The sequence below is a fragment of the Corynebacterium sp. HMSC036E10 genome, from assembly GCF_001836265.1.
Classification (GTDB): Bacteria; Actinomycetota; Actinomycetes; order Mycobacteriales; family Mycobacteriaceae; genus Corynebacterium; species Corynebacterium coyleae.
In genome coordinates this window covers 37954-61348 of sequence record NZ_KV827930.1, presented here as the reverse complement: position 1 = coordinate 61348, position 23395 = coordinate 37954, and the positions used below count along the sequence as shown (strand labels likewise).

At 63.8% G+C, this 23395-nt stretch carries 20 protein-coding genes; 10 read left to right on the top strand and 10 right to left on the bottom strand.

Translation table 11 applies throughout. The features are described from left to right. Position 1: 1 nt before the first annotated feature. The 4 genes from HMPREF2736_RS00695 to HMPREF2736_RS00680 are packed head-to-tail and all read right to left on the bottom strand — an operon-like array spanning position 2 to position 4271. Positions 2-877 carry a serine hydrolase gene (locus tag HMPREF2736_RS00695; RefSeq protein ID WP_083291995.1) on the bottom strand — a complete coding sequence of 292 codons (876 nt, stop codon included), beginning with the start codon at positions 875-877 and terminating at the stop codon, positions 2-4. Between the two features lie 22 nt (positions 878-899). Further along, on the bottom strand, positions 900-2444 hold the full coding sequence (gene purH, locus HMPREF2736_RS00690; RefSeq protein ID WP_070614207.1) for a bifunctional phosphoribosylaminoimidazolecarboxamide formyltransferase/IMP cyclohydrolase: 1545 nt from the start codon (positions 2442-2444) through the stop codon (positions 900-902). Beyond that, positions 2441-3022: a phosphoribosylglycinamide formyltransferase gene (gene purN, locus HMPREF2736_RS00685; RefSeq protein ID WP_371326395.1), complete on the bottom strand. Its 582-nt coding sequence runs from the start codon at positions 3020-3022 to the stop codon at positions 2441-2443. Before purN ends, purH begins: the two co-directional genes overlap by 4 nt. A 10-nt stretch (positions 3023-3032) precedes the next feature. After that, positions 3033-4271, bottom strand: coding sequence for a cell division protein PerM (locus HMPREF2736_RS00680; protein WP_070828666.1), 1239 nt, complete (start codon positions 4269-4271; stop codon positions 3033-3035). A 300-nt stretch (positions 4272-4571) separates the two neighbouring features. On the opposite strand from HMPREF2736_RS00680, the gene HMPREF2736_RS00675 reads away from it, so the two are divergent. Both HMPREF2736_RS00675 and HMPREF2736_RS00670 read left to right on the top strand, forming a co-directional pair. Beyond that, positions 4572-5297, top strand: coding sequence for a M23 family metallopeptidase (locus HMPREF2736_RS00675; RefSeq protein WP_070421437.1), 726 nt, complete (start codon positions 4572-4574; stop codon positions 5295-5297). Between the two features lie 289 nt (positions 5298-5586). Then, positions 5587-6285: a M23 family metallopeptidase gene (locus tag HMPREF2736_RS00670; protein ID WP_224212937.1), complete on the top strand. Its 699-nt coding sequence runs from the start codon at positions 5587-5589 to the stop codon at positions 6283-6285. Here the strand turns inward: HMPREF2736_RS00670 and pcrA are convergent. Beyond that, entirely contained in the window at positions 6282-8594 is a 2313-nt protein-coding gene (gene pcrA, locus HMPREF2736_RS00665) for a DNA helicase PcrA (protein ID WP_070828665.1), read from the bottom strand. The two genes, HMPREF2736_RS00670 and pcrA, sit on opposite strands and share 4 nt — an antisense overlap. Before the next feature lie 68 nt (positions 8595-8662). Here pcrA and HMPREF2736_RS00660 point away from each other — a divergent pair, with 68 nt between their 5' ends. After that, the gene (locus tag HMPREF2736_RS00660) at positions 8663-8956 is read left to right on the top strand and encodes a chorismate mutase (protein WP_070483699.1); all 294 of its coding nucleotides are present in this window, start codon (positions 8663-8665) and stop codon (positions 8954-8956) included. Between the two features lie 27 nt (positions 8957-8983). Here HMPREF2736_RS00660 and HMPREF2736_RS00655 read toward each other — a convergent pair whose 3' ends face one another. Beyond that, a complete protein-coding gene (locus tag HMPREF2736_RS00655; RefSeq protein WP_070483701.1) occupies positions 8984-9319 on the bottom strand; it encodes an antibiotic biosynthesis monooxygenase family protein in 336 nt (111 codons plus the stop codon). 118 nt (positions 9320-9437) lie between these two features. Between HMPREF2736_RS00655 and pgi the strand changes: the two genes are divergently transcribed. The 3 genes from pgi to HMPREF2736_RS00640 are packed head-to-tail and all read left to right on the top strand — an operon-like array spanning position 9438 to position 13225. Further along, entirely contained in the window at positions 9438-11075 is a 1638-nt protein-coding gene (gene pgi / locus HMPREF2736_RS00650) for a glucose-6-phosphate isomerase (protein ID WP_070828673.1), read from the top strand. Continuing rightward, positions 11075-12562 (top strand): glutamate-cysteine ligase family protein, encoded by a 1488-nt coding sequence (locus tag HMPREF2736_RS00645; RefSeq protein ID WP_070828664.1) that lies wholly within the window; start codon positions 11075-11077, stop codon positions 12560-12562. Before pgi ends, HMPREF2736_RS00645 begins: the two co-directional genes overlap by 1 nt. Positions 12563-12577: 15 nt before the next feature. Then, positions 12578-13225, top strand: a complete 648-nt coding sequence (locus tag HMPREF2736_RS00640) for a DedA family protein (protein WP_070828663.1) — start codon at positions 12578-12580, stop codon at positions 13223-13225. A gap of 48 nt (positions 13226-13273) precedes the next feature. On the opposite strand, the gene HMPREF2736_RS00635 is transcribed toward HMPREF2736_RS00640, so the two are convergent. The 3 genes from HMPREF2736_RS00635 to HMPREF2736_RS00625 are packed head-to-tail and all read right to left on the bottom strand — an operon-like array spanning position 13274 to position 15273. Beyond that, positions 13274-13522, bottom strand: coding sequence for a hypothetical protein (locus HMPREF2736_RS00635; protein WP_070421444.1), 249 nt, complete (start codon positions 13520-13522; stop codon positions 13274-13276). Positions 13523-13532: 10 nt separating this feature from the next. After that, positions 13533-14429 (bottom strand): RelA/SpoT domain-containing protein, encoded by an 897-nt coding sequence (locus HMPREF2736_RS00630; protein WP_070828662.1) that lies wholly within the window; start codon positions 14427-14429, stop codon positions 13533-13535. Between the two features lie 34 nt (positions 14430-14463). Further along, entirely contained in the window at positions 14464-15273 is an 810-nt protein-coding gene (locus tag HMPREF2736_RS00625; RefSeq protein WP_070828672.1) for a DNA-formamidopyrimidine glycosylase family protein, read from the bottom strand. A 10-nt stretch (positions 15274-15283) separates the two neighbouring features. Here HMPREF2736_RS00625 and HMPREF2736_RS00620 point away from each other — a divergent pair, with 10 nt between their 5' ends. Both HMPREF2736_RS00620 and HMPREF2736_RS00615 read left to right on the top strand, forming a co-directional pair. Next, complete coding sequence (locus tag HMPREF2736_RS00620; RefSeq protein ID WP_070771670.1) at positions 15284-15523, top strand: hypothetical protein; 240 nt, start codon at positions 15284-15286, stop codon at positions 15521-15523. Positions 15524-15598: 75 nt separating this feature from the next. Continuing rightward, positions 15599-17113 (top strand): HNH endonuclease signature motif containing protein, encoded by a 1515-nt coding sequence (locus HMPREF2736_RS00615; protein ID WP_070828661.1) that lies wholly within the window; start codon positions 15599-15601, stop codon positions 17111-17113. 10 nt (positions 17114-17123) lie between these two features. Here HMPREF2736_RS00615 and HMPREF2736_RS00610 read toward each other — a convergent pair whose 3' ends face one another. Continuing rightward, positions 17124-21788, bottom strand: a complete 4665-nt coding sequence (locus HMPREF2736_RS00610) for an ATP-dependent helicase (protein ID WP_070828660.1) — start codon at positions 21786-21788, stop codon at positions 17124-17126. A gap of 30 nt (positions 21789-21818) precedes the next feature. Between HMPREF2736_RS00610 and HMPREF2736_RS00605 the strand changes: the two genes are divergently transcribed. Together HMPREF2736_RS00605 and HMPREF2736_RS00600 are read left to right on the top strand one after the other, a co-directional pair. After that, entirely contained in the window at positions 21819-22592 is a 774-nt protein-coding gene (locus tag HMPREF2736_RS00605) for a 3'(2'),5'-bisphosphate nucleotidase CysQ (protein ID WP_070828659.1), read from the top strand. 3 nt (positions 22593-22595) lie between these two features. Then, the gene (locus HMPREF2736_RS00600; RefSeq protein WP_070828658.1) at positions 22596-23393 is read left to right on the top strand and encodes a thymidylate synthase; all 798 of its coding nucleotides are present in this window, start codon (positions 22596-22598) and stop codon (positions 23391-23393) included. Positions 23394-23395: the final 2 nt, after the last annotated feature.

Below are 23395 nucleotides of genomic sequence, written 5' to 3'. Positions count from 1 at the left end.
TTTAGCAGCGGGCCGTCGGCAGATCGCCGCGCATTGCTGCGATGCCGTCCGCCAGCTCGTTGAGCATGGCGAAACTACCCTCGTGCCCCTTCGGGCTGTGCGCGGTGATCGCCACGGCGATATCCCCGTTCGGCCCAGGGATGAGGCCAAACTGGCGGGCGAGGTGCCCGTTCTCGTAGTAGTTCCAGCCGCCCTTGAAGCGTGCACCAGGGATGCGCCCTACACCCCAGCGCTGATAATCGACGACGCGCCCCATCATGTCCAGCACCGGCTCATGCCCCTTCACGCAGCGCAGGCCCGATGCAAACGCCGCCTGGTCGCTGGTGGTCCACAGCGTGCCCATCTGGTATCCCGCGGAGTTGGTGGTCCGCGATCCTGCCTCGGCGATGATGCCGTCGAGTTCCGCGCCCGATACCTGGCCAAACATACGGTGCGCGGCAGGGTTATCGGAGCGGGTCACGGCGACCTCAGCATCCGGGTAGGCTGCCGGGCTCTTGCGCAGCGCACCAATAGCCACCGGGACCTTCATGGTGGAAAATGCCGGCTCCGGGCGGTTATCCCCTGCGGTAATGCCACCGACAGATGCTGTCGCGCGGCCACCATGTCGCGCAACAACGTCGCGCACAAGCTGATCAAGCTGCGCTTGAACCTCCGTGGCACTCTTGCCCGTCGGCTGTCTCTTCGCGGCGGCCGGTGCCGTCAGCGGCAACGGCAGGTGGATGGCTCGCTGCACTTGCGGCGGCAGTTGCTTGTAGGTCTGCACAATGGCCGGGCCTACAACCGGGATCTGATCAATCGCGGAGTAGGTGGGAATGGCCGGCAGGCCCGGAAGCGAAATACCTGCGGTGAGCGCAAGCGCGGCGAGCTTGGAGGACACGGAGGTACTCTCCTTCAGAGGGTTAGTGGGCGAAGTGGCGGGTGCCGGTGAGATACATGGTCACGCCGGCTTCCTTGGCTGCAGCGATGACTTCCTCGTCACGGATGGATCCGCCGGGCTGGACAACGGCCTTCACACCGGCGTCTGCAAGCAACTGGAATCCGTCGGCAAACGGGAAGAACGCGTCGGAGGCTGCCACGGCACCGTTGGTGCGGTTGCGGCCCTCGTCCAGTGTGTTCGCGCGGTCAACGGCCAGCTTGGCCGAATCGACGCGGTTGACCTGGCCCATGCCGATGCCCACCGATGCGCCGTCGTTGGCAATCAGGATGGCGTTGGACTTCACGCAACGCACCGAGCGCCACGCGAACTCAAGATCGGCGAGGGTCTGCTCGTCGGCAGCGTCGCCGGCAACCAGCTTCCAGTTGGCGGCTGCGTCGCCGTCGGCCTGGAACTGGTCGCGCTCCTGGACCAGCCAACCACCGGTGATCTGCTTGCGTTCCTCGGTGAGTTGCTCCGGGGTGACCTCCAGCAGGCGCAGGTTCTCCTTCGTGCGCAGCAGCTCGAGTGCTTCCGGCGCGAAAGACGGGGCGATGACCACCTCGGTGAAGATCGGGTGGATCTGCTCTGCAAGCTCAAGGGTAACCTCGCGGTTCGCAGCGATCACGCCGCCGTAAGCAGAGACAGGGTCGCAGGCGTGTGCCTTCTTGTGTGCATCCGCGATGGACTCGTCGGAAACTGCGAGACCACACGGATTGGCGTGCTTGATAATCGCGACGCACGGACGGTTGTGATCCCAAGCCGCACGCCATGCGGCGTCAGCGTCCTGGTAGTTGTTGTAGCTCATTGCCTTGCCGCCGTGCTGCTTCGCAGCGGCAATGCCCCAGCCGTCGCTTTCCAGGCGGGCTGCCTGGTGCGGGTTCTCGCCGTAGCGCAGTTCCGTGGTCTGCGCACCAGACTCGGTCTGGCTCTCGAGCTGGGAGGCGAGCCAGGAGGACACGGCGGCGTCGTAACGCGCAGTGTGCGTGAACGCCTCGAGGGCGAGCTCGCGGCGCTCGTCGAGCGTAAAGCCACCGTTCTTCACGGCCTCCACAACGTCGGCGTAGCGCTTCGGGGAGGTCACAACCGCGACAGACGGGTGGTTCTTGGCTGCCGCGCGCACCATCGACGGACCACCGATATCGATCTGCTCGACGCACTCGTCAAAGTTGGCACCTGAGGCGACGGTTTCCTCGAACGGGTACAGGTTGACCACGACGAGCGAGAACGGCTCGATGCCCAGCTCCTCAAGCTGCGCCTTGTGGTCGTCCTTACGCAGGTCTGCCAGGATGCCCGAGTGCACGCGCGGGTGCAGCGTCTTCACACGGCCGTCGAGTACCTCCGGGAAACCGGTGACCTCTGCGACCTCGGTCACCGGCACGCCTGCGTCTGCAATGCGCTTCGCGGTGGAACCGGTGGAGACGATTTCTACGCCGGCTTCGCCCAACGCGCGAGCCAGATCCTCCAGCCCCGTCTTGTCGTAGACGCTGATCAGCGCGCGCTTGATTTCCCGCTTCGCGGCATTCGTCATGAGAAAAGGACCTTTCCGTTTACTACTTGGGCGTTATGGAGCAGTTCCACGATCTGCTCGCGCTCGACCTTCTTGATGCGCTCGTGCAGCGTGGAGGTGGTGTCGTCCGGCAGCACCTCAACGGCACGCTGGGCGATGATCTCGCCGCTATCCAGTCCGGAATCGACGTAGTGGACGGTGCAGCCGGTGACCTTCACACCGTATTCCAGAGCATCCCGGACAGCGTGCGCGCCCGGGAATGATGGCAGCAACGACGGGTGCGCGTTGATGGTTCGACCTTCATACTTCTCAAGGAAGGGCTTGCCCAGGATGCGCATGAAGCCTGCCGAAACGACAAGGTCTGGCTTCACGGACGCAAGCGTGGCGGCAAGTTTTTCGTTCCACGCGTTGCGGTTGGTTTCCATTGGCACCACTGCGGTGCGGATACCCGCGTTCTTCGCACGTTGGATCGCTGGGCAAATTTGATCCGCCACCACAATGTCGATGCGGTAGCGACCTTGCGCATTGTCGATCATGGCCCGCAGCAACGTACCCGTTCCAGAGACGAGCACAGCAATTGATTTCACTGAATCACTCACGCGAAGCAGTCTAGCTGTCAGTGTTCGCAGGTGTGCGTTGCCTTAGCGCAGCTACCCCCAACACGGTTGCACCGGTGACGGCAACCCATACAAATAGCAGTAGCGCCAGCACCCAAGGGTCCACGCCGATGACCCCATAAGCGCCTGCTTGCCCTGAGGAGAAGACGCCTGCGGCCGCGCCGAATAGGGCGCACCACGTGGCAGTTGCTGCAATAGCAGTCAGAGACACTTGCTTTGCAACGAAGTAATGCACCAGCACCGCCGCCGGCACCACCAACAGCACCGGCGCCCACGCGGGCACCTCCGCCGGGATCGCACCAAACAGGGGCAGGGGTGGGTACGGGATCTGGACTGCGTCGAAGAGGTTTATCGAACCGGCACCGTAGGTAAAGGACCCGCCGAGCATGACCGACAGCGCCCCGATAGCCGCATTTGGCAGGTACGCCACACAGAGCACGAACAGGCCGATACCGCCGCCCCACCCGAGGGATGGGTACTGGCCGAGCAGTTCGCGAACCTCACCAAAACCTGCAACGAGGAACGCAAGGTAGATCACTGCGGCTGCACTCAGCAGGCGTACAACGATCTTGCCTGCAGCCTCACCTGCATCAACGGTTTCCGCGGGAACCCCCGCACGCTTCGCGAGCGCATGCCACACCACGTTGCGGATTCCGATGCAGTAACCAATGAGGTGCAAGATGACCGGGCAAAGCAGCGCGGCCACGGGGTGTGGTGCGGCCACCGGATAGACGGCCGACGCGTCAGCGACCATGAACAACGCGATGCCGCTGAACACCAGCGCAAAGCCGATGACAAGACCAAGCAGCACGAGGAGGTCCAGGATGCTCACTCGTCCCGCCGTAGCCGCACGGATGCGGCGCGCCACGAGTGCGACAACACCGATGGCTGGCAAAAGGGGTACGGCGGCGAGCTCGATGTCGTCGATACGCACTGGCACTCCATGGAAGACGAACCAGCTCTCCCCCACCGCGGCAGGCAGGTAGGTCAGGCGCCAACCTGCGATGAGGATGACGGCAAAGCACACCACAAGCAGCCCGAGCCCGACGACAGCATTCGGCACAGCGACATACGGCAGGTAGTGCTTGATCCGCTCTTCGGTCGTCTCCGGGACCTTTGCGGGGGCAGACAGCTTCTTAATACCGGTGATCTTGCGCTTGGACATGCTGGCGTTGCGCGCGCGGCGCCCGCTTGTCGACGACGCCGGGCGTGGTTTCGGTGTGGTGCTCATCCCCGCCAACTCTGCCACTCCTCACCCCCACTTCTGGGGAAGGACACCCGATCTTCCAATTTGCCCCACCCGTCCGGAGAGTCACACCATTCACATACGACTACACATGACGTGGATGCAACCGGGATGTAACACTGCGAAGACAGCGAACGATTAAGACAATTTTCAGATTCATCTTGCCCCGATGAAACCAATTCGTTACAGTAACCACTCGTAGATAACAGGAAGGTTACGATTCCCCTGCCGGAAACAGCACTAGCAGGGGGAATTCGGGCCAACGGGAAATCTCAAAGAGGGCACATGTTCATTTCGAAGAAGCAGGGCGGCAAGCACCGTAAGCAGACGCCGAACACGGGTCGCGCAGCTGTCGTCGCCGCCGCCACTGGCGCGGTTTCCACCGCCGGCTTCTCCGGCCTCGCCGCAGGCGCTCTCACCTCGGACAAGAGCCAGGACGCGGATTACTCCATCCAGCTCGCAGCCGATACCGACGAAATTGCCGGCACCCCAGACAGCGACGCCGCAACCCCGCAGATCCTGGCGATCGCGGAGTACAAGCCGGTTGAGAACCTTACCGACCAGCTCAACAAGGCAGTCCAGCACTCCGACGAGGTCGCTCGCCAAGACGAAGCAGCACGTGCCCCGCTGGTCGTCCGCCCGGCCGACGGCGCTTACACCTCCGGCTTCGGCATGCGCTGGGGTTCGATGCACTCCGGCATCGATATCGCCAACGTGGAAGGCACCCCGATCCGCGCAGTTGCCGATGGCACTGTGATCGACTCCGGCCCGGCCCAGGGCTACGGCCAGTGGATCCGCATCCGCCACGAGGACGGCTCCATTTCCGTCTACGGCCACATGCAGTCTCTGTACGTAGGCGTCGGCGAGCAGGTCCATGCCGGCCAGGACATCGCCGGCATGGGTTCGCTGGGCTTCTCCACCGGCTCGCACCTGCACTTTGAAATCTGGCCGGACGGCGCAACCGCTGTCGACCCGGAGCCTTGGTTGGCCGCACGCGGTATCCAGCTCTAAGCCACACACAGACTTCTGCCCCGCCTTGGCGGGGCTTTTTCATTGTTGGGTGTCCAACTTTTCGGAGCATGCGGGGGTACACCATCCACCCCCACAGGCAATTAACATCCGTAACAAATTTCACTTCAGTAACATCGCACCTGCCTGCAGCGATACCACATATCTACACCCAATTAGAACAAACGTGCAGGTCACGCCATTGCTTCGCGGGTGGACACACGTTAAATTGACCTGCTGTGCGCGTAGCCAAAGCTGCGCCGAACCAGACCTGCGTAGAGAAGGTAAAACTGTGAAAACCAGTCGTATGTTCCCCGGTGCCTCCGTGGCAGCCGCTGCAGCATTGGCGCTGACGCTTGTAGCGTCGCCAGCGCACGCACTGACCCTCACTGTCGGTGGCGCACCTATCGGCAACCAGGGCGACGCCTTGGGCGCCCTTGCAAAGGCTGCAGACGCCATCCTGGACAACGGTGCAACCGTGACCGCCGGCGGCTACAAGATCGTGTACGACCCGCGCGCCCTCGATGCGCCGCTGTCGGCCGCGTTCGCTCCCGCTGATGGCACGGACTGGGTCGCACCGCAGCGCGGCCGCACCGCAGATGGCCGCACCGTGGTTATGCCGGCGTCCGGCCGCTACACCTCCGGTTACGGTCCGCGCTGGGGCACGTTCCACCGTGGCATCGACATTGCCAACACGGAAGGCACCCCGATCTACGCGGCAATGGACGGCACCGTCACCGCAGCAGGTCCGGCGCAGGGCTTTGGCAACTGGGTCGTGATCAAGCACGACGGTGGCGAAGAGACCGTCTACGGCCACATGCGTTACTACGACGTGCAGGTCGGCCAGCGCGTCAAGGCGGGCCAGAAGATCGCCTCCATCGGCAACGAGGGCTACTCCACGGGCCCGCACCTCCACTTCGAGGTCAAGCCGGACGGTGTGAACCACGCCGACCCCGAGGTCTGGCTGGCCCAGCAGGGTATCCGGATCTAAAGCTTTTCCATCGGCACCCCGCCGATGGTCATCAGCCTGACGGTGCCAGACGACCCGAAATCTATTGTCACCGTCTCCCTCACGCCGGAACCTTCCACGGTGAGGACCGTGCCCAACCCGTACTTCGCGTGGTTGACGCGGTCTCCGGCCACTAAGTTCAAATTCTTGTGCACCGTCTGTTTCGGTGCACGGCGCGCAGAGCGCATCTGCGTGCGTGGACGCGAGGGCGAGCCCCACGCATCCGCGTTGAAGGAGCGCTCCGGTTCCAACCTGCGCCAGTCGATGAGGTCCTCCGGGACCTCTGCGAGGAAGCGACTGGCCGGGTTGGTTACCGGAGAGCCCCACGATGAGCGCAGCATCGCACGCGTCAGATATAGCCGCTCGCGGGCGCGCGTAATCCCCACATACGCCAGGCGACGTTCCTCGGCGAGCTCCGCTGGATCCCCCAACGCACGCAGGTGTGGGAACTGTCCGTCCTCCCAGCCGGTAACAAACACCACCGGGAACTCCAGGCCCTTTGCAGTGTGCAACGTCATCAACGTGACCACGCCCTGCTCGTTGTCCGGCAACTGATCCGCATCAGCGACGAGCGAAACCTTCTCCAAAAACGCCTGCAGTGATCCCGGCGCGGGTTCGCCTTCCTGCATAACCTCGTCGATTTCTTCATCGGTCATGTACGCCATCTGGTTCGCAGCGTCCGAGGAGAACTCACGGGCGACAGAGACCAACTCGTTGAGGTTGTCCAGGCGCGCCCCGTCCTGCGGGTCGTTGGAGGATTCAAGCTCTGCCTTGTAGCCGGTGGCATCAAGCACCTGGGCGACCAGTTGCCCGAGGTCTGGCATGCCGGTGACCTCATTGACCATGTTCGGCATGTCCTGGCGGAGCCCCCTCATCATGTCCACGAAGCGGGTAATGGAGTTCGTGGCGGCCTTGGCCAGCATGTCCACGTTGCCCTCAGTGGCGTCGATAAGCGAACGCCCAAAGCTTTGATTGTTTTGCTCCGAGTGCAGCGCCACCATGGCTTGCGCCTTGTCGCCAATGCCGCGTTTTGGCACGTTGACAATGCGCCGCATGCTCACCGTGTCGTCCGGGTTTTCTAGCACCTTCAGGTAAGCAACGATGTCGCGGATCTCGCGGCGCTCGTAGAAGCGGGTCCCGCCGACTACCTTGTACGGAATACCCGAGCGGATGAAAATGTCTTCCAACGCGCGCGAGGCGTTGTTGGTGCGATACATCACTGCGATATCCGAGTACGGCACGCCGCGATCCGACAGGGCATCGATTTCCGTGGCGATGAAGCGGGCCTCGTCGTGCTCGTTGTCCGCGACATAGCCGACGATCTTCTCCCCCGTGCCGTGGTCAGTCCACAGCTTCTTCGGGCGGCGGCCCTCGTTCTGCGCGATGACAGCGTTCGCGGCACTCAAGATGTTCTGCGTGGAGCGGTAGTTCTGCTCCAGCATGATCGTCTCCGCATCGGGGTAGTCGCGCTCGAACTCCTCGATGTTGCGGATCGTCGCGCCACGGAAGGCGTAAATGGACTGGTCAGAATCGCCCACCACCGCCAGCTCGGGCGCGTCGGGGCCGTCGCCCACCAGGGTGTGGATGAGTTCGTATTGAGCGTGGTTGGTGTCCTGGTATTCGTCGACAAGCACATGCCTGAAGCGACGCCGGTAGTACTCCGTGACCTGCGGATGCGTCTTGAAGATGCGGACTACCTCGCCGATCAGATCGTCGAAATCGAGCGCGTTGGATTGACGCAGGCGGCGCTGATATTCCGCGAACACGTTCGCCACCGTGGTCTCGAACGGGTTGTGGGTGCGTTGCGCCTGTGCTTGCGCCTGGTCCGGATCCACCAACTCGTTTTTCAGATTCGAAATCGCGTTGGCCAGCACGCGCGGCGAGAACTTCTTCAGATCCAAGTTCATGTCTTTGCCGATCATGCCGAGCAGTCGACGTGAATCGTCCGAATCATAAATAGTGAAGTTGGTATTCAACCCCGGCACCAACTGCGCCTGCTGGCGCAAAATACGCACGCACACCGAGTGGAACGTGGCCACCCACATGCGTTCCGCCTCAGGTCCGACGAGTTGGCCGACGCGCTCCTTCATCTCCGCTGCGGCCTTATTAGTAAAGGTGATGGCAAGGATCTGCCACGGCGCTACCCCACGGTTTTGCAGCAAATAGGCAATACGGCGGGTCAGCACCGCAGTTTTGCCGGAACCAGCGCCGGCGACGATAAGCAGCGGGCTACCTTCGTGCACGACGGCCGTCTGTTGCTGCGGGTTCAGGCCAAGGGTCACATCAGTCATGGCAGTCACTGTACTAACGCCGCCGACACGACCCTGACCGTGTGTTCGAACTGGCATAATCTACTGCCATGAGTGAGCTAGAAATCCGCATGCCATCCGGCACCGACGATCCCCTTTCGGACGCGGAGATCCAGGAATACCGCAAGGAAATCGACCGACTTGACCGCGTCATCCTCGACGCAGTGAAGCGCCGCAGCCAGATTTCCGCCGCGATTGGTAAGACACGCATGGGCTCGGGCGGCACGCGTCTTGTCCACACTCGCGAGGTGGCCATCATTAACCAGTTCCAGGACGAGTTGGGCGAGGAAGGCCCCGGCCTGGCACAGATCCTGCTACGGCTCGGCCGGGGCAAGTTGGGTTAACGCACTTGGGGCTAGCGCTCCGGACGGCTAGTCCTGCTCGGTGGAATCGAGCACGACCTCAAATTCCAGCAGTTCAGCAGACTGTGACACCGGCTTGCGCGGGGCCTCACCGTTATCGCCGCCCTTGTCGCTTTCAGCGTGCCCGGCGCGGCCTGCGCCTTCCCACCAGGCGTTGTAGGACTCCTCGTCGGCCCAGCGGGTGACCACGAAGTAGCGCTCCTCCCCCTTGACCGGGCGCAGAAGCTGGAAGCCTTCGAAGCCGGGCTGGGAGTCGATGGCGTGCTTGCGGGCAGCGAAGCGGCGCTCGAGTTCCTCGCCGGCGCCTTCGGGGACAGTAATCGCGTTGATCTTGACGATGCTCATGGGCGCCATTATCCAGATTTGCCGGGTGGTGGGGTGTTACCCGGAAGGCACGACAGGTTTTGACTACCGTAGTTTGCATTGAACGCTGGAGATGATCACCGCCGCCTGGGAGGCTGCAATGTACGACATTACGTCCGCACCGAGCTGGAAAAAGCTCGAAAAACTCCATGCTGAAACGTCTCGCACGACGCTGCGTGATCTGTTTCGGGCCGACGCGCAGCGCGCCGAGCGCTTCACTTTCGACGCCGCCGGTTTGCACGTGGATCTGTCGAAGAACCTGTTCAACGGCCGTGTCATGGAAGCGCTGATTGCACTTGCCGACGACGCCGACCTGACCGAACGCATCACCGCAATGTTTGCGGGCGAGCACCTCAACACCACCGAGGACCGGGCTGTGCTGCACACCGCGCTGCGCGCCCCGGCGGATCGGGCGCTGATCGTCGACGGCCAGGATGTCACCGCTGACGTGCACGATGTGCTGGAGCGCATGAGTGCTTTTGCGGAGTCGGTGCGCTCTGGCGATTGGCTCGGCCACACGGGCAAGCCGATTACCAAGGTGGTCAACATCGGCATCGGCGGCTCCGACCTCGGCCCCGCGATGGCCGCTCAGGCGCTGCGCACTTATGCCGACGCTGGGGTGAGCGCGGAGTTCGTCTCCAATGTGGATCCGGCCGATATGACCCGGGTGCTCGCTGACGCTGGCCCGGAGCAGACGCTGTTTATCGTCGCCTCCAAAACGTTTACTACGCAGGAAACCCTGTCTAACGCGCATGCGGCGAAGCGCTGGCTGCTCGAGACTTTCGATGGCGACGACACCGCGATTGCAAAGCACTTCGTAGCCGTCTCTACCAATGTGGAGAAGGTCGCCGAGTTCGGCATTGACACGGACAACATGTTCGGCTTCTGGGACTGGGTTGGCGGGCGCTACTCGGTGGATTCCGCGATCGGCCTGTCGCTGATGGTGGTCATCGGCCCGGAGCGTTTCCGCGAGTTCCTCGCAGGGTTCCATGCGATGGATGAGCACTTCCGCACCACTGATTTCGAGCGCAACGTGCCTGTACTCATGGGGCTGCTCAACGTGTGGTACCGCAACTTCTACCAGGCCCAGACCCATGCGGTGTTGCCGTACGCGCAAGACCTCGCCCGCTTCCCTGCGTACCTGCAGCAGTTGACCATGGAGTCCAACGGCAAGCGCACGCGTATCGACGGCACCCCGGTCACCTATGACACCGGCGAAATCTTCTTCGGCGAGCCCGGCACCAACGGCCAACACGCCTTTTTCCAATTGATCCACCAGGGCACCACGCTGATTCCGGCCGACTTCATCGGCTTTGCCAAACCACGCGCTGATCTGCCCACCGCCACCGGCGACGGCTCCATGCACGATCTGCTCATGGGTAATTTCTTCGCGCAGACGAAGGTGCTGGCGTTTGGCAAGACCCAACAGGAGATCGAGGCGGAGGGCGTGCCGTATGCGCTCGCGCCACACAAGGTTATGCCTGGCAACCGCCCCACCACCACGATCCTGGCGGAGGAACTCTCCCCGCACTCCCTCGGCGCGTTGATTGCGTTGTACGAGCACATCGTGTTCGTGGAGGCCGCCATCTGGGGCATCAACGCCTTCGACCAGTGGGGCGTGGAGTTGGGCAAGGCTCAGGCCAATGACCTCGCCGCTGCCGTTGCGGGCGAGGAAGAGCCCGCCTCCGGCGACCAATCCACCGACAACCTCATCACCTGGTACAGGGAGCACCGCTAATGGGCGACGCCATCTCATCCGAGTCCTACACCCCGCGTCAGCGCACCACGTACCGCCGTCGACTCGAGGATGAGCTGGAGCGCTTCGACCGGCACCTCCAGGGCGCCGAGTTCGTCGATCACGGCACGATCGGGCTGGAGTTGGAGCTCAATCTTGTCGACGACACCATGCTCCCCCACCCCAACAACCAAGCCGTGCTCGCGCTACTTGATAGCGAGTACCAGGCCGAAATCGGCGCCTACAACGTGGAGATGAACCACCCACCCTTGGATATTCAAGGCCAGGGGCTAGCGGAGCTGGCTGGTGGCGTGGAGAAGCGACTTGCCCGCGTGCGCGAGGCAGCGCAGCAAGCTGGGTCGCACCTTGCGATGATCGGCACACTGCCCACGATGACCTCGCAGTTTCTCGACAGCGACGAGTGGATGACGCAGGAAAACCGCTACGCCGGACTGAACAACTCGATCCTGGAATCGCGCGGTGAACTGGTCAAGATTGACCTGCGGGGTGACGAGAAATACACCCACTACTTTGAGACCATCGCCCCTGAATCCACCTGCACATCCATGCAGTTGCACCTCCAGGTCGCACCCGACCGGTTCGCGGAAGCGTGGAACGCCTCCCAAGCCATCGCGGGTGTGCAGGTGGCGCTCTCGGCGAACTCGCCGCTGTTTCTCGGCCACAAGGTGTGGCACGAGTCGCGCATCCCGGTGTTCAAACAGTCCATCGATACGCGCACCAAAGAACTGATCAACCAAGGCGTGCGCCCGCGCGTGTGGTTCGGCGAACGCTGGATCACCAGCGTCTTCGACCTGTTTGAAGAAAACGTGCGCTACTTCTCTCCCCTCCTGCCAGAGGGCCGCGCCGACGCGGGCACCCCGTTCATGAACGGCGACAACCCCGGCCTGCACTACCTGAACCTGCACAACGGCACGATCTGGCGTTGGAACCGGCCCATTTATGATCCGGAGGGCGAACTCAGCCACATTCGCGTGGAAAACCGCCTGCTGCCAGCTGGCCCGACCGTCAAAGACATTGTTGCCGACGCCGCCCTTTACTACGGACTGGTCAAAGCCTTGAGCAACCAGACCCGACCCGTGTGGTCGCGCCTGACCTTCGACGCCGCGAACCGCAACTTCCTCGCCGGCGCCAAGCACGGCATCAACGCCGAGATGGAATGGCCGACGTTGGGTTCGGTTCCGGTACGTGAGCTCGTCGAGAAGCATCTGCTCGACCTCGCCTACGAAGGCCTGCGAGCCCTTGACGTGGACCAATCCTGCGCAGACGAATACCTCGGCATCATCGAGGGCCGCGTGCACACCGGCCAAAACGGGGCGACCTGGCAACTCGACGCCCTGAGCCGCGCCGCCGCCGGATCCAAACCCGCCACCAGCGAACGCGCCGAAGGCCTCGCACGGGTTTTGCGGCAGTACATCAAAAACTCCCAGGCAGACGCGCCGGTGCACACTTGGAACCTTGAGGTCGAATAAGGCAAGATAGGCCCAATGCAGAGCATCATCGACTGGATCGTCGGCCTAATGGAAACCCTTGGCGCCCCCGGTGTCGGCATCGCGATCCTCTTGGAGAACCTCTTCCCACCCATTCCGTCCGAGGTCGTACTGCCGCTGGCAGGCTTCACCGTCGCGCAGGGATCCCTGAACATGGTCAGCGTGTTCATCTGGTCCGTGCTTGGCTCCGTCATCGGCGCATACATCCTCTACGGCGTCGGCGCCTGGCTCGGCCTGGAGCGCCTGCGCAAAATCGCCGATTGGATGTGGCTCGTGCGCGCCTCCGACGTGGACGCCTCGATGGACTTCTTCAACAAATACGGCAAGCCCAGCGTGTTCATCGGTCGCCTCATCCCCGGCGTGCGCTCGCTGATCTCCATCCCGGCGGGCCTGGGCAAGATGAACTTTCTCACCTTCGGCCTGTGGACCACGCTTGGCTCCGGCATCTGGAACGCCATCCTGATCTACCTGGGCTACATCCTCGGCGACAACTGGGAGAAAGCCACCGAGTACGCCGACACCTACTCCAACGTCATCTACGTCGTGCTCATCCTGATCATCCTTGGCTTCCTGGTGTTCTTTATCCGCCGCGCGCTCAGCGACTGGGAGGCGAAAAAGGCTGACACTGCGGACACCACCAAATAACCCGCTCGAGGGCGACCGATCACGAAAGTGACGGTCGCCCTCTCCCCTTTAAGAAACCTTCTCGCCTTGCGCCCAATACGAAGCAACATCGGGAAGTTCATCGACCGCGAAGTATCGGGAGTGCGTAACCTTCAAGTCTTCTAAGGACGGCGCCCCGATCACAACAATCTCGACATCTGGATTGTCGTTGGCCTGTTCTTCCTCAAGCCGCTGCAGGATCGCATCACGTACATCCGCATACTCTTTCATCCGAAGCGCGCCGGTCTTGCGGTTGAACACCATAAGGAAGTGCTTCATCGTCTCCCCCTCACTCTTCTACCTCGTACGAACTGAGACGTTGCGATAGGGCTCGCAAAGATTCAATGAGGCTCAGAATACTCGAGGCATGCTGACTCGTAGCAGTCTCCGAGTACGACAATGCTCGAAAAGCTTCCGCCCGCAATTCATGCAGCCTCGAGTTCAATGGCAGACCCATCGGGATATTCGCTAACTGCTCCATCGAGTTCGAACTACTCCGACGCGTCGCTGCTCGTTGCCGTTCCATATGGTGAATATCACGCGCAATCGCAACTAGCGCATCAAAAACCCTGGCTAGCTCTTTATTCCCTGGCCGCGCATCGCTTTCGTATCGGATCTTTCGCCCAGTTTTGTCCGCTAACTTTTCAAAGGTGTTCGCCCACTCCGACTGGAGCAAGGTTCGCATTTGGAGTTCGACATTACCCGCAGCCGACTGAACCACCAGATGAATAGCCCGGTAACCCCCGGGCTGCGCACGGGCGATATAGTCACGCTCAATCACACGATGCCCCTCTGCCCGCAGCACCTGCTGCAGCTCCCATGAGAGATGGCGCAAATCGTCGTGCAACACGTTGGCCGTAATTCGAGCCCCGGTGAAATCCCACATCCGGCCGAGTTGAACCTTCTTCGTTTTGTCCTCATTCGACCGTCTGATTTTGTCACCAATAGTCGCCTGCGATTTCACTCGATAAGCACTGACAATGTCCGGACTTTGGTTTTCCTGGCCAAAAAGTTCCTGCGCAAAACCTGCACAGGCAGCAGCAGTCCGTCGAGCTAACTCGTCGTGCCAGATAATCATCTCCGCGGCTTCCGCAGGAACACTGGCACTACCAGCGAAATATTCTCCGAGCCGGTCGATTTCTCGCTTCCCCCACGGACGTTTTTCTCTCAAAAATTCAAAGTCCATATCTCGCCCCCCCCTTTTCCAGAAATGGAATATATCAGGGCTCCGGCTGACACCGCGGACACCACCAAATAACCCGCTCGAGGTCGCCGTCGCCGCCGAGAAATCCCTTCTCAATGAGCGTGCCGCAGCGCCTACACGGCTTGTTGTTGCGGCCGAACACGTAACTCGTCTCCCCCGCCCGCTTGATCCCAGTGGTCACGCGGACGGGGGCGTCTTTATTCGCCCACATCAGCCGTCGCGCAAGACGCACATGCTTTTCGACGTCCACCTCCCCCACCCGTTCCCTCGGGTGCGTACCCGCGAGGAAGTTGATCTCCGCGCGGTACTCGTTCCCAATGCCGGCAAGATTGCGCTGATCCAGCAGCGCACGTCCAATCTCTAGGTTCGGGGTGGCCTCGATGCGCCTGACTGCCTCAGCCAGGTCGAAATCCGGATCGAGTAAATCCGGGCCGAGATACCCCATCTCCTGCTCGTATTGGCGTGCTGGGAACACCCGGACGAGGCCTAGCCAAAATCCGACGAGCTCGATGTCGGGCTGGGGGTCGTCGCTAAGCGAAAGCACCACGCGAGCCGCATGAGCGGGCTTCTTCCAGCGTGTTCCGGCGCGATGCATCGACCACGTGCCCTCCATTTTGAGGTGCGTGTGCAGGATCTGCGCCTGGTGGCCGCCTTTAGCGAACTGCATGAAGAGGTGCTTGCCGCGAGGCCAGACGCGCTCGCAGGTCATGCCCGTGAAATCGACGGTGGCGTAGCGCGGGACGCGAATGCTTGTGGCTGTGACTTCGCGATTTTGCATCCACTGCAGGCGCTTTGACAGCTGATAGACGGAATCACCTTCAGGCATAATGGGGCCCATGTTCCGCTTTTTACGAAACATTTTCAACAGTGTGGTCAATGCCGGGCCGACCCCGGAGGAGTCGCTCGTCGGCTTCTTCCCCGACATGGACGCCGCAATCGAGTGGGCGCGCGGGGTGCTCGCGGAGACCGGCACCGCCCCAGAGGCCGAGTATGTGCGCGCGGTGAAGGACGTGCGCGAGGCGAATCCGCGACTCGGACTTGCGGCGGCAGCGCACCTGGTCAAGCAGTTGCAATAGAACGGGTGTTCGAACGTTTGATTGTCACATCGAGCGCGTTGATAGATTGACCCTCAACCACTTGAAGGAGGGGACATGAACAACGTATCTCGGCTCGTTGACCAGGTCGTAGACAGCCTGACGCAATTGCGCCTGCTTTTCGACGACCCCACGTCCCTCCCCTTCACCACCATCGCCCACGACATCGCACGCCTCGAACAAGCTATGGATAAGAAGGCCTACGTCGACGCCTCCTTCGCCCACGCCTGCGTGCTCGCCGACGCCGGCAAACTCGTCGGGGCGAACTACCCGGACGCCTACCTCATGGAGACGTTGGGCATCTCCAAGGGCGAGGCCTACAACCGGCTCGCCCGAGCCAAAGCCATGTTCGCCCCGCCCCCGCCACCCGAGCCCGACCTGGACGATTTCCTCGGGGACCTGTTTGGCGCCGGCGATGAACCGACCGACGAGGAGCGCGCCGCCGCCGAAGAAGCCGCCCGCAAGGCTGCCGACGAGGAAGCCGAGCGTCGCCGCAAAGACCAGGAGGACGCCCGCCGTCGCGCCGGCGAGGTCCCCGCCGCCAAGCAGGACATCATCCGGCGAGAACTCGACAAACTGCTCAAGGCCGCCGAGGGCGAACGCATGAGCATCTACGCCCGCGCCATGGAGGAAGCGAAGACACGCAGCGAAAAGGACCTGCGGCTGTTTGTGAAGCGCCTCGTGGACAAGGCGAACAAGCCACACGCAAAGAAGAACCCCAACGCTGGCTTTGAAAAGCGCGAGGCCACCCTGGGCAAGGAAAACTCCGACGGCACCTACGACGTGCGCCTTCACATGACCGCAGGCGACTACGCCCTCTACAAAGCACTCACCGACAAGGGGCTCGCACCAAACTCCAACATCCCGGCTGAACACCAGCAGGACCGCGACCCCCGCACCCGCGGCCAGCGCCGATACGACCAGTTCATGGACATCATGCGCCAATACGAACACGGCGAGCAGGCCGCCAACGGCGGCGCCGCCTCCGTGGTGGTCTCGGTGACGCTGGACGATCTTGCCGACGCCGACGCCACCACCCTGTTCCAAACCAACGTCGGCGTGGAACTCAACGCCTTCGACCTGGTACGCCTCGGCATGGACGGCACCTCCGACTTCTTACTCACCGTCGACGGCCTCACCGGAGTGCCGCTGCACCTGGGCAGGTCGAAACGGCTCGCGTCTGTTGCGCAACGCATCGCCATGTTCGCCATCCAAGGCGTGTGCTCCTGGGCCGGCTGCACCACCGCAATGAGCGAGTGCGAAGCCCACCACATCATCTCCTGGCTGCGGTACGGCGGCACCGACATCACCAACCTCACCGGCCTATGCCCCACCCACCACCGGTGCAACAACGACCACCGGGACGGCTCCTTTAACAAGGGCTACATGGATTACGACCCCACAACCGGCACCGCCGTGCTGGTCAAGGCCGACGGCACCCGTCACGTAAACACCACAGACCCCGCCATGCACTCGGCGGTCAACCGAATCCGGGCGAAACGGACCCGGATGGCGGGGCAACCGCCGGGGACCACCCACCGGCCGGTACCCCGCGTGCCGCTACGGCCCTAAAGCCTGGACCCTAGTCGTGAAAGGTGAGCCCATCCGCTGGGCCACCCAAATCAGGCCTGCCGTCGGCCTCCTCTGCACCGTCTAGCTCTCCCAGCGCCTCCGTTATGCTGCGCCCGCGCCGCTTCGGGGGTGCCGAGGCACGCCCTCCGATCTTCGCCCCCTTGTGGGTCACCGTCGCCCCGAAGTCTTTCAGAGAAAAGGCAGGACCGCCGTTAAGCTTTTCCACGCTCAACGGCTGCATGCGGCCGGCCCGGACCGCTTGAGTCAGGGCATCGACGACCAACGGCATCGGGTCCCCTACCCCGTCGGGGAAGAAATCGAAGAAGGTGGTCATGGTTCTCCCGCCGCGGGTGATGTGGGCGGCTAAGAGGCCGTCGACAAGCACCACCATGGCACCGGCCGAGCGGGTCGGCCCCTGCGCCGGCCACGGCAGCGCCGCCCCGTAGGGGTTCGACGGGTCGGTGGCGGCCAGCACGTGCACCTGCGGATCGCGCGCACCGGAGGGCCAGCCCACCACGTCGTCGGTGTCCTGGTGCCCGCGCAGCCGATCGATGGTGGCCGGGGTGGAAAACTGCGAGGCCCCAAGCCCCTCCACGAGGTAGCCGCGCATCGCCTTGCCTGATTCCTCAAAACCAGACAAGGTTTTGTAGGCCAGCGCGAACCCGCCCAGGATGTCCTCGGCTACCACGGAGCCGCGGGTGACCACCCCGTAGCGGTCCAGCAGCGACTCCCCTAAAGCCACCGAGCGACGCGTGGGGTCGCTATCAGGCGTGGGCGTGAGCGACCAACGGCCCACCATGTCGGGCGGGACCGTCGACGCGAACGAGGTCCGCCCCGAGCGCACCCTGCTTCGCTGCGGCCTGCGACGCGCCCGGTGCGCCGTCCTCCCGCCCGCCAACCGGGTCCGGATCGGAGCAAACGAATCCGGCGCGAGGAAGCCGGCCTCCACCAGGTCCCACATGGCTTCGCGCAGCTCCTCGGTGGTGGTCGAGGGTTCAAGCAGATCGCCGAACAGGAACCCGCCGCCGCGGCGCACCTTCTCCATCACCTGGGTTTGGGTCAGCGACAGCAGGGGTTCCTCGACCTGCGGCATGAGTTGGGCCGCGTAGTCGGTGGGCAGCAGCATGATCCACGGGTCACGCGCCCCTGCCTTGCCGGCGCCGACGATGGCAACCTCGCCGTTGGCGGTGAGCTCGTCAAGCATCACCGGCGAGTAGTCGCCCACGCGCGACGGGAAAATATGTGATTCCCAGGCACTTGCGGGCAGGCGCACCCCGGCGAGCTGTTCGATCACCGAGTAGACCCCGTCGGCGCCTCGCAGCGCGGGCGTGACCCCCACCGGGGCGACGTTTAACCACGAAGGCAGAAAACGCCCATAGGCCGACTGCGACACGGGCCGGGTCTGGGCGCGCGCCGCCGCCAGCGAGCGCGACCGGATGATGCGCAGCACCTCGGCGGCGACGTACTCCTGCTCCTCTACCCCCTGCCGGTAGCGGCCCTCGATGACCTTGTCCTTGTCCACCAGTGGCATCAGCGCTGCATGCGCCGCGCCGACAGCCAGCCCGAACGCGTCCGCAAGGTCGCGCAGGACAAAGGGCCCGCGGGTGCGCACCCAACGCCCCACCAGCTGGGCCAGCGCGTCGGGGATGGTTTGCACCTGGGCGGCGACGCCTGGCGGGACGGGCACGCCGAGGCCGTCGCGAAGCAAGGGCGCGTCCAGCACCTGGGCGACGTGCTCGCGCCCGCCGATGCGCACCCGCATCATGCGTGCCCCCAGGGACTGCTCCAAGGAGGGCAGGGGGACTGTGGTGTAGGTGGGCAGGTCGTCGATAGGCACGGGCCCCACGATGCGCAGGGTGTCGGCGAACTGCTCGGAAGTCTCGGCGCGGCCCACCCGGCGCAGCGAGGCGTCCACCTCCGCGATGATGTCGGCGTCGAGCAACTCGCGCAGCTCCACGGTGCCCAGCAGTTTGGCCAGCAGCGACGGATCCAGCGACAACGCCACGGCCCGCTTCTCGGCCAGCGGGGTGTCGCCCTCGTACATGAACGCGCCGGTGTAGCTGAACAGCAGCGAGGAGGCGAACGGGCTCGGCTGGTCGGTGGTCACCTCGGCGATGCGCATCCGGCGCGTATTGATGTCGCGCATCACCTCCTGCAGGGCGGGTAGGTCGTAGACGTCCTGGAGGCACTCGCGCACCGTTTCCAAGATGATGGGAAACGACGGGTAGTTCCGGGCCACATCCAACAGCTGCTCGGCGCGCTGGCGCTGCTGCCACAGGGGTGCGCGCTTGCCGGGGTTGCGGCGCGGCAACAGCAGGGCGCGGGCGGCGCACTCGCGGAACCGGGAGGCAAACAGGGCCGAATTGCCCACTTGCTCGGTGACAATGTCGGCGATCTCGTCGGCGTCGAATTGGAAGATCGCCCCGTCGGGCTCCTTCTCCCCTTGCGGCAGGCGCAGCACGATGCCGTCGTCGCCCGCCACCGCCTGGGCATCCATCCCGGTCTCCTGGGCGACCCGCCACCCGGTGGCCAGCGCCCACGCCGCGTTGACACCCTTGCCAAACGGAGTGTGCAGCACGACGCGCCAGTCGCCTAACTCGTCGGTGAAGCGCTCCAGCACGAGGGTTTTCTCGTCGGGGAGGATGCCGGTGGCCTCCTCCTGCTCGTCGAGGTATTGCAGCAGGTTGGCCCGGGCGCGCTCGTCCAAGCTTTCGTCCAAAGCACTTCTTGCTTCTCGACGAAACGCCCCCACCGCCTTACCCAACTCATACGGCCTACCCAGCCCGTCGCCTGTCCAGAACGGCAGGCGCCCGGTGTGGCCGGGCGCCGGGCTGACCTGCACCTGGTCGCGGGTGATGTTTTCGATGCGCCACGAGGAGGCGCCGAGGGTGAACACGTCGCCGACGCGGGACTCGTAGACCATCTCCTCGTCGAGCTCGCCGACGCGGCGGGGTGCTTTGTCCTCGGCGCCCGCGAGCAGGAAGACGCCGAACATGCCGCGGTCCGGGATGGTGCCCGCGTTGGTCACCGCCACCCGCTGGGCGCCGGGGCGCGCCTTCAAGACATTGCCTTCGAGGATGGCGCGGGGCCGCAGCTCGGCGAAGTCGGTGGACGGATAGACGCCGGTGACCAGGTCGATCACCGAGTCGAACACCTCGCGGGCCAGGTCACGGTAGGGCCAGGCGCGACGCACGGTGTCGTACCACTCGTCCACATCCAGGTCCTCCACCGCGACGGCCGCCACGGTCTGCTGCGCGAGCACGTCCAAGGGGCTTCGCGGGGTGTGCAGCTCCTCGATGAGGCCCTGGCGCATCCGGGGCACCGTCACCGCGGTTTGCACCAGGTCGGCGCGGTGCTTCGGGTAGAACGTGCCCTCGGAAATGGCGCCCACGGTGTGCCCGGCGCGGCCCACGCGCTGCAGGCCGGAGGCAACCGACGGCGGCGACTCCACCTGGATGACCAGGTCCACCGCCCCCATGTCGATGCCCAGCTCCAGCGAGGAGGTGGACACCACCGCGCGCAGGGTGCCCTCTTTCAGCATGGTTTCGGTCTGGGCGCGCTCGTCCTTGGACACGCTGCCGTGGTGGGCGCGCGCGATCACGGTCGCGGCGTGGCTGGCGGTATCCACCGACTTCATCAGCTGCGCCGGCGGGCGGCGGGTCTGCGGGGACAGCGCCTCCGGGTCGTGCTCCTTCGCCCAGAGCTCGTTTAGCTGGCTGGTCAGGCGCTCCGCGGTGCGGCGCGAGTTAACGAAAACGATGGTGGACCGGTGCGCCATGACTTCGTCGTAAATCGCGCGCTCGATGTGGGGCCAGATGGAGTTGGTGGCACCGGGCGGCGGCGCGTCCAGGTCGTTGTCCAGGGCGTCGTCGAGAATCGCATCGCCGATGGTGGAGGCGTCCTCGGGAACGGGCAGGTCGCTCATGTCGTCGACGGGCACGCGCACGTCGAGCTCCCAGCGCTTCTCCGCCGGCGGGTTGATGATCGTCGTCTTGGGGCCCAAAAAGTTGGCCACCGCCTCGATCGGGCGCACCGTGGCGGACAGTCCGATGCGCTGGAAGTCCCCGGCGAGGCGGCGCAGGCGCTCCAGCGAAAGCGCGAGGTGCACGCCGCGCTTGGTGCCGGCCAGGGCGTGGATTTCGTCGACAATGACCGTGTCCACCGTCTTCAGAATGCCCGCCGCCTTGGACGTGAGCATGAGATACAGCGACTCCGGCGTGGTGATCAAAATGTCCGGCGGCTTTCGCACCTGCCGGTTGCGCTCCGCCTGCGGGGTGTCACCCGAGCGCACCCCCACCGAAATGTCCGGCATGTCGCGGCCCAAACGCTGCGCCACCCGCGCAATGCCAGCCAGGGGTGCGCGGAGGTTGTTCTCCACATCCACGCCGAGGGCCTTCAGCGGCGAAATATAAAGGACGCGCACGCCGCCGTGGGTGGAGGTGTTCGCCCCATCGATGGGCAGCGCCTGCTGGCCGGCCCGCTCCACCAGGGAGTTCAGCGCCCACAAGAACGCCGCCAGCGTCTTGCCGGAGCCGGTGGGTGCGACGACGAGGGCGTTTTCGTCGTCAGAAATCGCGCGCCACGCCTGCTCCTGCACCGCCGTGGGCGCTGCGAAGACATCCTGGAACCACCCCGCCACCTGCGGGTGAAAGCGGTCCAAGATCGAGCCAGTCATTTCGCCAACCTTAGCGGTAGAGTCGGGCACATGACTGCTGAGTACTCCGACTCCCGGCTGACCAACCTGATTGCGGAAGGCACGGGTGAAATCCTCAAAGGCATCCGCGGGGTGGGCCTGCTGCGTGGCCGCGAACTCGGCGAGACTGGCGACGATCTCGCCCAGGCCTGGATCGAGCGAGTCTTAAGCCAACACCGCCCCAACGACGGGTTCCTCTCCGAGGAAGCGTCCGACAACCCGGCGCGCCTGAGCAAGGACCGGGTGTGGATCGTCGACCCGCTCGACGGCACCAAGGAGTTCGCTACCGGCCGGCAGGACTGGGCGGTGCATGTGGCGCTCGTCGAAAATGGCGTGCCCACCCACGCCGCCGTCGGGCTGCCCGACCTTGGTGTGGTGTTCAAGTCCTCCGACGTGCGCCACGTCTCCGGGCCGTTCGCTGGCAAGGTGGCCATGTCGCGCAACCGCCCGCCCGCCGTCGCCCGCTACGTCGCGGACGCCATCGGCTTCGAAACCGAACAGATCGGCTCCGCCGGCGCCAAAGCCATGCACGTCCTGCTGGGCGATTACGACGCCTACATCCACGCCGGCGGCCAATACGAATGGGACCAAGCAGCACCTGTAGGAGTCTCGCTCGCGGCGGGCCTGCACGCATCGCGACTCGACGGTACCCCGCTTCGCTATAACAACGACGACACCTATATTCCAGACATGCTTATCTGTCGCCCGGAAATTGCCGACGACATTTTGGAAGCCGCCGCCCGCTACCACGACGAGCACGGCTCGTTCGAAGGAGTACTGAAGTAACCAATGGTCAAGACCCCATACGAGGACCTGCTGCGCGACGTGCTGGAAAACGGCACCGCGAAAGGTGACCGCACCGGCACCGGCACCCGCAGCGTGTTTGGCCGCCAGATCCGCTACGACCTCTCCGAGTCGTTTCCCCTGCTGACCACCAAGAAGGTCTTCTTCAAGGGTGTCGTCGGCGAACTGCTGTGGTTTTTGCGCGGCGATTCCAACGTGCGCTGGCTGCAGGACAACGGCATCCGCATCTGGAACGAGTGGGCCGACGCCGACGGTGAGTTGGGTCCGGTCTATGGCGTGCAGTGGCGCTCCTGGCCAACCCCGGACGGTGGCCACGTCGACCAGATCGCCGAGGCCCTGGCAACGCTGAAGCAGAACCCGGATTCGCGCCGCAACCTGGTGTCCGCCTGGAACGTGTCCGAACTGGACAAGATGGCCCTCATGCCGTGCCACCTGATGTTCCAGCTCTACGTCGCCGACGGCAAGTTGAGCATGCAGGTCTACCAGCGCTCCGCCGACATGTTCCTGGGCGTGCCGTTCAACATCGCCTCCTACGCGCTGCTTACCCACATGTTCGCGCAGCAGGCGGGCCTTGAGGTCGGCGAGCTGATCTGGACCGGCGGCGACTGCCACATCTACAACAACCACATCGAGCAGGTGCGCGAGCAGCTCTCCCGCGAGGCCCGCGAGTATCCGCAGCTCAAACTGCGCAAGGCTGCATCCCTGTTCGACTACGACTTCGACGACATCGAGGTCGTCGGCTATGACCCGCACCCCACCATCAAGGCGGAGGTGTCCGTCTAATG

What these genes read in the sequence shown, in the direction of transcription:
- HMPREF2736_RS00605 (WP_070828659.1), top strand. Translation starts at nt 21,819, where the DNA reads ATGACTGCTGAGTACTCCGACTCCCGGCTGACCAACCTGATTGCGGAA.
- purH (WP_070614207.1), bottom strand. Translation starts at nt 2,444, where the DNA reads ATGACGAATGCCGCGAAGCGGGAAATCAAGCGCGCGCTGATCAGCGTC.
- HMPREF2736_RS00645 (WP_070828664.1), top strand. Translation starts at nt 11,075, where the DNA reads ATGGGCGACGCCATCTCATCCGAGTCCTACACCCCGCGTCAGCGCACC.
- HMPREF2736_RS00675 (WP_070421437.1), top strand. Translation starts at nt 4,572, where the DNA reads ATGTTCATTTCGAAGAAGCAGGGCGGCAAGCACCGTAAGCAGACGCCG.
- HMPREF2736_RS00620 (WP_070771670.1), top strand. Translation starts at nt 15,284, where the DNA reads ATGTTCCGCTTTTTACGAAACATTTTCAACAGTGTGGTCAATGCCGGG.
- HMPREF2736_RS00625 (WP_070828672.1), bottom strand. Translation starts at nt 15,273, where the DNA reads ATGCCTGAAGGTGATTCCGTCTATCAGCTGTCAAAGCGCCTGCAGTGG.
- pcrA (WP_070828665.1), bottom strand. Translation starts at nt 8,594, where the DNA reads ATGACTGATGTGACCCTTGGCCTGAACCCGCAGCAACAGACGGCCGTC.
- HMPREF2736_RS00600 (WP_070828658.1), top strand. Translation starts at nt 22,596, where the DNA reads ATGGTCAAGACCCCATACGAGGACCTGCTGCGCGACGTGCTGGAAAAC.
- HMPREF2736_RS00640 (WP_070828663.1), top strand. Translation starts at nt 12,578, where the DNA reads ATGCAGAGCATCATCGACTGGATCGTCGGCCTAATGGAAACCCTTGGC.
- HMPREF2736_RS00615 (WP_070828661.1), top strand. Translation starts at nt 15,599, where the DNA reads ATGAACAACGTATCTCGGCTCGTTGACCAGGTCGTAGACAGCCTGACG.
- HMPREF2736_RS00610 (WP_070828660.1), bottom strand. Translation starts at nt 21,788, where the DNA reads ATGACTGGCTCGATCTTGGACCGCTTTCACCCGCAGGTGGCGGGGTGG.
- HMPREF2736_RS00630 (WP_070828662.1), bottom strand. Translation starts at nt 14,429, where the DNA reads ATGGACTTTGAATTTTTGAGAGAAAAACGTCCGTGGGGGAAGCGAGAA.
- HMPREF2736_RS00655 (WP_070483701.1), bottom strand. Translation starts at nt 9,319, where the DNA reads ATGAGCATCGTCAAGATCAACGCGATTACTGTCCCCGAAGGCGCCGGC.
- HMPREF2736_RS00635 (WP_070421444.1), bottom strand. Translation starts at nt 13,522, where the DNA reads ATGAAGCACTTCCTTATGGTGTTCAACCGCAAGACCGGCGCGCTTCGG.
- HMPREF2736_RS00660 (WP_070483699.1), top strand. Translation starts at nt 8,663, where the DNA reads ATGAGTGAGCTAGAAATCCGCATGCCATCCGGCACCGACGATCCCCTT.
- pgi (WP_070828673.1), top strand. Translation starts at nt 9,438, where the DNA reads ATGTACGACATTACGTCCGCACCGAGCTGGAAAAAGCTCGAAAAACTC.
- HMPREF2736_RS00680 (WP_070828666.1), bottom strand. Translation starts at nt 4,271, where the DNA reads ATGAGCACCACACCGAAACCACGCCCGGCGTCGTCGACAAGCGGGCGC.